The organism is Streptomyces sp. NPDC023723, assembly GCF_040639815.1.
Classification (GTDB): domain Bacteria; phylum Actinomycetota; class Actinomycetes; order Streptomycetales; family Streptomycetaceae; genus Streptomyces.
In genome coordinates this window covers 356170-363867 of the sequence record NZ_JBFAAP010000003.1, presented here as the reverse complement: position 1 = coordinate 363867, position 7698 = coordinate 356170, and the positions used below count along the sequence as shown (strand labels likewise).

At 70.9% G+C, this 7698-nt stretch carries 11 protein-coding genes and 1 tRNA gene; 10 read left to right on the top strand and 2 right to left on the bottom strand.

All coding sequences use genetic code 11. The features are described 5' to 3' along the window. The first annotated feature begins 213 nt into the window (after window positions 1-213). Window positions 214-510 (top strand): type II toxin-antitoxin system VapB family antitoxin, encoded by a 297-nt coding sequence (locus tag AB0G32_RS06690; protein ID WP_003999914.1) that lies wholly within the window; start codon window positions 214-216, stop codon window positions 508-510. A gap of 165 nt (window positions 511-675) precedes the next feature. Then, window positions 676-1338, top strand: a complete 663-nt coding sequence (locus AB0G32_RS06685) for a LytR C-terminal domain-containing protein (protein ID WP_361159115.1) — start codon at window positions 676-678, stop codon at window positions 1336-1338. 19 nt (window positions 1339-1357) lie between these two features. Here AB0G32_RS06685 and upp read toward each other — a convergent pair whose 3' ends face one another. After that, entirely contained in the window at window positions 1358-1993 is a 636-nt protein-coding gene (upp, locus tag AB0G32_RS06680) for a uracil phosphoribosyltransferase (RefSeq protein WP_361159060.1), read from the bottom strand. Window positions 1994-2073: 80 nt separating this feature from the next. On the opposite strand from upp, the gene AB0G32_RS06675 reads away from it, so the two are divergent. The 8 genes from AB0G32_RS06675 (at window position 2074) to AB0G32_RS06640 (ending at window position 6926) form a co-directional block, all read left to right on the top strand. Beyond that, window positions 2074-2394 (top strand): hypothetical protein, encoded by a 321-nt coding sequence (locus AB0G32_RS06675; protein WP_361159057.1) that lies wholly within the window; start codon window positions 2074-2076, stop codon window positions 2392-2394. 440 nt (window positions 2395-2834) lie between these two features. After that, the gene (locus AB0G32_RS06670; RefSeq protein WP_361159112.1) at window positions 2835-3371 is read left to right on the top strand and encodes a hypothetical protein; all 537 of its coding nucleotides are present in this window, start codon (window positions 2835-2837) and stop codon (window positions 3369-3371) included. A 167-nt stretch (window positions 3372-3538) separates the two neighbouring features. Continuing rightward, window positions 3539-3970 carry a tRNA adenosine(34) deaminase TadA gene (tadA, locus tag AB0G32_RS06665; protein WP_361159109.1) on the top strand — a complete coding sequence of 144 codons (432 nt, stop codon included), beginning with the start codon at window positions 3539-3541 and terminating at the stop codon, window positions 3968-3970. A gap of 45 nt (window positions 3971-4015) precedes the next feature. Then, window positions 4016-4100 (top strand) — tRNA-Ser (locus tag AB0G32_RS06660). An 81-nt stretch (window positions 4101-4181) separates the two neighbouring features. Continuing rightward, the gene (locus AB0G32_RS06655) at window positions 4182-4382 is read left to right on the top strand and encodes a hypothetical protein (protein WP_361159118.1); all 201 of its coding nucleotides are present in this window, start codon (window positions 4182-4184) and stop codon (window positions 4380-4382) included. A 13-nt stretch (window positions 4383-4395) separates the two neighbouring features. Then, window positions 4396-4689, top strand: a complete 294-nt coding sequence (locus AB0G32_RS06650) for a Dabb family protein (RefSeq protein ID WP_361159054.1) — start codon at window positions 4396-4398, stop codon at window positions 4687-4689. A gap of 210 nt (window positions 4690-4899) precedes the next feature. Then, a complete protein-coding gene (locus AB0G32_RS06645) occupies window positions 4900-5736 on the top strand; it encodes an RNA polymerase sigma factor SigF (protein ID WP_361159051.1) in 837 nt (278 codons plus the stop codon). A gap of 269 nt (window positions 5737-6005) precedes the next feature. Continuing rightward, entirely contained in the window at window positions 6006-6926 is a 921-nt protein-coding gene (locus tag AB0G32_RS06640) for an RNA polymerase sigma factor SigF (protein ID WP_361159048.1), read from the top strand. Between the two features lie 396 nt (window positions 6927-7322). Here AB0G32_RS06640 and AB0G32_RS06635 read toward each other — a convergent pair whose 3' ends face one another. Continuing rightward, window positions 7323-7523 (bottom strand): hypothetical protein, encoded by a 201-nt coding sequence (locus tag AB0G32_RS06635; protein WP_361159045.1) that lies wholly within the window; start codon window positions 7521-7523, stop codon window positions 7323-7325. Window positions 7524-7698: the final 175 nt, after the last annotated feature.

Here is a 7698-nt window from a genome sequence, read left to right as displayed (position 1 = left end):
GCGACCTCGGCGGACCGCGCGGACACCCGCCGGGGGGGGTGGCGGGTGTGGGGGGAGGACGTCCCCGCCACCCCCGGCACCCCCGCCGCCCCGCGCCGATGTCCCCGTTTCCTGCGTTTCCCCGCTTTGTTCCGCCTTTGCGCCGGCTTTTTCAGCCCCCGCACTCCGCCTCCATGGCTGCGCCCGGAACGTCTGGGCCGGTAGGCTTTCCGTGTGATCTTCAAGCGCATCGGAAACGGCCGGCCGTACCCCGACCACGGCCGGGAGAGCACCCGGCAGTGGGCGGACGTCGCGCCGCGCCCGGTCCGCCTCGATCAGCTCGTGACGACCAAGGGCCAGCTCGACCTGGAGACCCTGCTCGCCGAGGACTCCACCTTCTACGGCGACCTCTTCGCGCACGTCGTGAAGTGGCAGGGCGACCTCTACCTGGAGGACGGCCTGCACCGCGCGGTGCGCGCCGCGCTCCAGCAGCGTCAGGTGCTGCACGCCCGCGTTCTCGAACTCGACTGACGCCCCGGCCGCCACCGCCGCCGCCCGGCTGATGTCCCGCCAGGCGCCGCTTGACCCTTTCGGGTTGCATTCGGATATCGCCCCGCGCCGTCGAATGATCATCTAGTAGGCATTGCCCTCGGTGCGCACTACGCTGCGTTCATGAGCATGCTGACTCCCCCCGGCATGGGCGGCAAGTACCGGATCACGGGTGACAAATACCCGCGGATGCGGCCTTCCCGGCGGCGCGGCAGGCTCGCTTTCCTCGCCGTCGCCTGCGTCGCCGCCCTCGGCCTGACCGGCTGGGGCACCTGGCAGCTCGTCGACGTCTTCACCGGCGACGACGAGGCGGCGGCCGCCGCCGGCACCAGGTCGGGCCGCTGCACCGCGGCCGACACCGCCGGTGACTCCACCGGTGACTCCGCCCGTGACTCCTCGGGAACGGACGTTTCGTCCTCCGCCGCGGTCGTGCCCAAGCCCGGCACGGTCACCGTCAACGTCCTCAACGCCACCACCCGCAGCGGCCTCGCCAAGGAGACCGCCGACGAGCTGAAGAAGCGCGGCTTCCGGATCGGCGACGTGGGCAACGCGCCCGCGAAGTACGACAAGAAGGTCGCCGGCACCGGCGTCCTGCTCGGTCCCGCCGCAGCCCTGAAGACCACGCTGCCGGTACTCGGCACCCAGTTGCCGGCCGCCGAGCGGCGCACCGAGGCGGCCCGCAAGGGCGCCGAGGTCGACCTCATCATCGGCGACAAGTTCAAGGGACTGGCGAAGAAGGCGCAGGCCGACACGGCCCTGGCCGCGTTGAACGCGCCGCAGCCCTCCCCGAGCGCCGGGAAGGGCTGCTGAGCGGAGCTTGACGCGGCGGTTACTCGGCCGCGCCGTACATCCGGTCGCCCGCGTCGCCGAGGCCCGGCACGATGTAGCCGTGCTCGTTGAGGCGCTGGTCGACCGAGGCCGTCACGACCGTCACCGGGGTGCCGGCCAGCTCGCGCTCCATGACCTCGACGCCCTCGGGGGCGGCCAGCAGCACCACGGCGGTCACGTCGTCGGCGCCGCGCCGGATCAGTTCCTTGATCGCGGCGACCAGGGTGCCGCCGGTGGCCAGCATCGGGTCGAGGACGTAGACCTGACGGCCGGAGAGGTCGTCCGGCATACGGGTGGCGTAGGTGGACGCCTGGAGCGTCTCCTCGTTGCGCACCATGCCCAGGAAGCCCACCTCGGCGGTGGGCAGCAGCCGGACCATGCCGTCGAGCATGCCGAGCCCGGCCCGCAGGATCGGCACCACCAGCGGGCGCGGGTGGGAAAGCTTGACGCCGGTGGTCCGCTCGACCGGCGTCTGGATGTCGACCTGTTCGGTCCGCACGTCGCGGGTGGCCTCGTAGGCGAGCAGGGTGACCAGCTCGTCGGCGAGCCGACGGAAGGTGGCGGAGTCGGTGCGCCGGTCGCGCAGCGTGGTGAGCTTGTGGGCGACCAGAGGGTGGTCGACGACGTGGAGACGCATGTCCCCCACAGTAACCGGGCCCCGCGTCGAACCGTCCGTACGGGGGAAGACGGAAGGGACGGACGCGGGGTGGTGAGACAGTGCCTGACCGGGAATTCCACGACACGCCGTCCCACGGTGAGCCACCGGGGACGGAACCGGACCGCACGGAACAGAACCAGGGGCAGGGGAAACAGGGGCAGGGGCAGGGGCAGGGGCAGGGCAAGCGGAAACAGAGGGAACAGAGGGAACAGAGCCGGGCGACGACGACCCCGGCCCCCGACGCCGAGCGGCGGCGGCGTCGGGAGCGGTTCCTGCGTGAGCTGCGCGAGGCCCGGGAGCTGCGGGACCGGGTGCAGCCACGCCGGGCCCGGACCGCCCGGCTGCGCCGGGCCATGCGGATGCGCACGTTCCGCTGGTAGGCCCCGGCCGCCGCAGGCGCTGGGGAAAGCCGGAGGGAAGCCCCAGTCAAGGCCGGCGGCAAGCCCGCGGACAAGGCCGTGGGCAAAACGCGGGGCAGGCGCCGGAAGGCACCGGGGAAGATCGCGCGCCGCGCCGGTGTTGCTCTCGTGCGGGCGTGCGCGGACGTCACGGAAAAGCCGCGTACGATCCGCAAGTGGCGGCGACGAGTGTGCTGGTGGGCCCCTCGTGACGCGGTTCCGGCGTGCTCATGGACGGGATCGCGGCGCGGACGGACCCACGATCAAAACAGCCGGACACAGGGAGCCGAAGACGTCCCCTGACGGCCATGTTTCTGCCACGATTCCGAGTGGGTGGGGCTCGGAGCCCGCTCCTGGCCCGCCCGAGACCTCCGCCGGGGGGACCCCCAACCGGCACGCCTATGACCAGTGGGAGAGTCACGGTGTACTTCGCCGCACTGCTCGCGCGCACCGAAGACGGGTGGGAAGCGAGCGACACGGAGCTCGACGATGTGGAGACCCTGGCCGACCTGGCCGACCTGGCCCGGGAAGCCACTCCCGACGAGGACACCGTCCTCGTCCTGATCGAGCAGGAGGGCGGGTGGTTCGGTGTCGTCCGGGTGGACGGCGAGGAGGACCCCCGTATCTACGTCTCCGACGCCGCCGCCGCTGCCCGCAGCAGCTACGGCGAGATCCTGCTCACCGATGAACTGCTCGGCCGGGAACCCGGCGACGACGGCACCGACCTGGACGCCCTCGACCTCGACGGCACCGAGGACGGTGAGTCCGACGACGACGAACCCGACGCCGCCGCGGACACCCCGGCCGCCGACGCCGTACCGCACGGGCCGGTGGGCGACGCCGGGGTCCTGGACGACCTCGGCGTGAGCAGGAAGGAACTGCTCTCGATGACCGAGGACGCGCTCATGGAGATCGCCGAGTCGCTGGGCGCCTCCGAGGTACTGGAGACCGTCCGCTGACCCCACCGAACCCCTCCGACGCCTCCGGCACACCCGGAGCACCCGGAGCACCCGGAGCACCAAGGGTTCCCGACACCCCCGGTACTCCCGGAGCTCCGGGCGCTCCCGGCACTCCCGGCGCTCCCGAACCGGTGGCGGACCCGGTGCGCGACCCCTGGCGGCCCGCGATGCGGATCGCCCTGGACGAGGCGCGCCGGGCCGCCGCCGGCGGGGACGTCCCGGTCGGCGCCGTCGTGCTGTCCCCGGACGGCACCGCGGTGCTCGCCGCCGGGCACAACGAGCGCGAGGCCACCGGCGATCCGACCGCGCACGCCGAGGTCCTCGCGATCCGGCGGGCCGCGGCCCGGCTCGGCGAGTGGCGGCTGACCGGCTGCACGCTCGTCGTCACGCTGGAGCCCTGCGTGATGTGCGCGGGCGCCCTCGTGCAGTCCCGGGTGGACCGGGTGGTCTACGGCGCCCGCGACGAGAAGGCGGGCGCGGCCGGCTCGCTGTGGGACGTCGTACGCGACCGGCGGCTCAACCACCGGCCCGAGGTGATCGGAGAGGTCCGCGGCGAGGAGTGCGCCGCCCTGCTCACCGACTTCTTCCGGCACCGCTGAATACCGATTTCGAAGCACCCCCCACCGTGCGGTAAGGTCTCTCCCGGTAGCGTGTCCGAGCGGCCGAAGGAGCTCGCCTCGAAAGCGAGTGTGGCGCAAGTCACCGAGGGTTCAAATCCCTCCGCTACCGCTTTTTCACAAGGGCTCCGTCGAAAGACGGGGCCCTTCGTGCGATCATGAGCAGCGCTCGGACAGCAGCCCGGACACCGGGATGCCAGCGACAGGGGAGGCCGCGGTGGCGGTGAACGCGAAGAAGATCGCCGTCTATGTGGTCGTGGTCTTCGTGCTGTACCTGATCATCACGGACCCCGCCAAGGCCGCGGACTACGTCCAGATAGGGTTCGAGGGCATCTCCGACGCGGCCAAGGCCATCGGCGACTTCATGTCCTGGGTCGCCCACGGCGGACAGTGAGGACGGCACAGCGATGATCCGGCACCTGGTCCTGTTCAAGCTGAACGAGGGCGTCACGCGCGACGACCCGCGCGTGGTCGAGGGCGTCGAGGCGTTCCGCGCCCTCGGCGACCAGATCGGCGAACTCCGCTTCTGGGAGTGCGCCTGGAACATCAGCGACCGCCCCATCGCCTACGACTTCGCCATCAACTCGGCCGTCGACGACACCGACGCCCTCCAGCGCTACCTGGCGCACCCGGCGCACCAGGCGGGCGTCGCGCTGTGGCGCGAGTTCGCCACCTGGGTGATGGCGGACTACGAGTTCTAGCCCGGCCCCGGCTCCGGCCCCGACGCCCGTTTCGACCCTGCACCGTTCCGGTGTGGGGTTCTTCGCGTTGTATGCACCTTTCCTTGCTGTTTCACCTTCAACACGAGGTTATGCGGTGCTTGCACACAGTGCACATGTCTTGTGATGCTATGACCGCTTTTGACGGATGAGTTGACGGATAGTCGCCGGATGCGTTGAACAGATCATGAGGTGGAGTTGACCGTGTCGGCCAGTACTGCACCTCAGGCGCCGCCCCAGGAGGCGCCCGTGCCCCAGCGCAGCAGCCGGGGCGCCGACACCCGGGCCCTGACCCAGGTGCTCTTCGCCGAACTGAAGGACCTCACGCCGGGCACGCCGGAGCACACCCGGGTGCGCGCGGCGCTCATCGAGGCCAACCTCCCCCTGGTGCGCTACGCCGCCGCCCGCTTCCGCTCCCGCAACGAGCCGATGGAGGACGTGGTCCAGGTCGGCACGATCGGGCTCATCAACGCCATCGACCGCTTCGACCCGGAGCGCGGCGTGCAGTTCCCGACGTTCGCGATGCCGACCGTGGTCGGCGAGATCAAGCGGTACTTCCGCGACAACGTCCGCACCGTCCACGTACCGCGCCGGCTGCACGAGCTGTGGGTCCAGGTGAACAGCGCGACCGAGGACCTCACGACCGCCTTCGGGCGCTCCCCGACCACCGCCGAGATCGCCGAGCGGCTGCGGATCAGCGAGGAGGAGGTGCTGTCCTGCATCGAGGCGGGACGGTCGTACCACGCCACCTCGCTGGAGGCCGCGCAGGAGGGCGACGGACTGCCGGGACTGCTGGACCGGCTCGGCTACGAGGACCCCGCCCTCGACGGTGTGGAGCACCGGGACCTCGTCCGCCACCTCCTCGTCCAGCTCCCCGAACGGGAGCAGCGCATTCTGCTGCTGCGCTACTACAGCAATCTCACCCAGTCGCAGATCAGTGCGGAACTCGGCGTCTCCCAGATGCATGTCTCGCGGCTACTCGCGCGTAGCTTCCAGCGTTTGAGGTCCGCGAACCGGATCGACGCGTAATCGCAAGCGCGAGCGGGCTATAACCGGGGAGAGCGAATCGCTCACCAGGGCCGATGTGGGCGATTCAGGCCCGAAAGTCCGTCAGACCCCCTGTTTCCAGGGGGTTTTCACATCTCGCATGTCGACATGTCACTACAGCGTGTTGCCGACATGTGACATTCTGCGGGAGACGCGTTTGCCAGAGCTCCGGCTCCGGTATTCAGGTGAAGGCTGCGCTCCTGAAGTGGGAGCGCGAAGTCACGACCGTCCCGCGACCCAAAGGGGGTGGCATGTCCGCAGACCAGGGCAGCTCGAAGGTGCTCGCGCTCGCCGAGAGCGAGACCGCGCCCGACGCGCTCGATGCGCTCGGCTCCATCGACGAGACCGCTGCGCTCGACGCAGTGCCGGCTCAGCCTCTCCCGGCTCTCGTCGCTCTCCCGGCGCCGGAGGCCATCGACACCCGCACCCTGTCCCGCTCCCTGTTCCTGCGGCTCGCCGCCCTCGACGAGGACAGCCCGGAGCGGGCCTACGTCCGGGACACGCTGATCGAGCTCAACCTCCCGCTGGTGCGGTACGCCGCCGCGCGGTTCCGCTCCCGCAACGAGCCGATGGAGGACATCGTCCAGGTCGGCACGATCGGCCTGATCAAGGCGATCGACCGGTTCGACTGCGAACGGGGCGTGGAGTTCCCGACGTTCGCGATGCCGACCGTGGTCGGCGAGATCAAGCGGTTCTTCCGGGACACGTCCTGGTCGGTCCGCGTACCGCGCCGGCTCCAGGAGCTGCGTCTCGCCCTGACCAAGGCGTCCGACGAGCTGTCCCAGAAGCTGGACCGCTCGCCGACCGTCGGTGAACTGGCCACCGTGCTCGGGGTGTCCGAGGAGGACGTCGTCGACGGCCTCGCGGTCGGCAACGCGTACACGGCGTCCTCGCTGGACTCGCCGGCCCCCGAGGACGACGGCGGCGAGGGCTCGCTGGCGGACCGCCTGGGCTACGAGGACACGGCGCTGGAGGGCGTGGAGTACCGCGAGTCCCTCAAGCCGCTGCTGGCCAAACTGCCACCCCGGGAACGGCGGATCATCATGCTCCGCTTCTTCGCCAACATGACCCAGTCCCAGATCGGCGAGGAGGTCGGCATCTCCCAGATGCACGTCTCCCGGCTCCTCACCCGCACCCTGTCCCAGCTCCGCGAGGGCCTCATCTCCGACTGAGCCGTAGGTGCCGGCGGTGTCGGCGGTGTCGGCACCCGGGGCGCGCCGGGTAAGAAAGACGTCCCGAGAGGGCGTCGCAGAGGACGGTGGGGCGTCGCAGCGGCGCGGGTCCGACAGCCCGCGTACGCAGGGGGCGCGCCGCCCACGTCCGAACCCCCGGCACTCCTCCGCTCCCCCACCCCACTCACCTCGGGGCACACCCGGGGCACACCACCCACCCCACGGCCCACCCCCGCGACCCGCTCCCACCCGCCCGACACGCGCCTTCGGCGAACCGCCCGCAGAACCGGGCGCCGCATCCCGCCAGAACCGGGCGCCGCACCCCGCCAAAACCAAGCGCCGCACCCCGCGGAAGCGGTAGCGCGGCGCAGGCGGAAGAGGGGACGCGTCAGCGAGTCACTTGAGCGCCAGCCAGGCCACCGCCGCGATGACCACGACGGCCACCACGATGCCGATGATCAGGCCGACGCGGGGGCCGGAGGAGGCGGCGGGCGCCGCCTGCCGGGTTCCCGGGCCGTCCTCGTCGACGAACGCGCGGAACATCTGGGTGCTGCCTGCGGGATCGTAATTGCCCTGGGGGCCCTGGGTGTTAGCCATGGGCCGAGACACTAGCGAATCCGGCGGAAGGTCCCAAGTGCGGGTCCGCCGGGCGGACCGGCCAACGACCGGCCACGGGCCGATCACCGGTCGGCTGCCGCCACCTGCATGTTTACGGTCGCAATACTTGCCTTTGCCAAGCTTTTAGCGCTCTCTTACCTTCTTTATTTGCCTT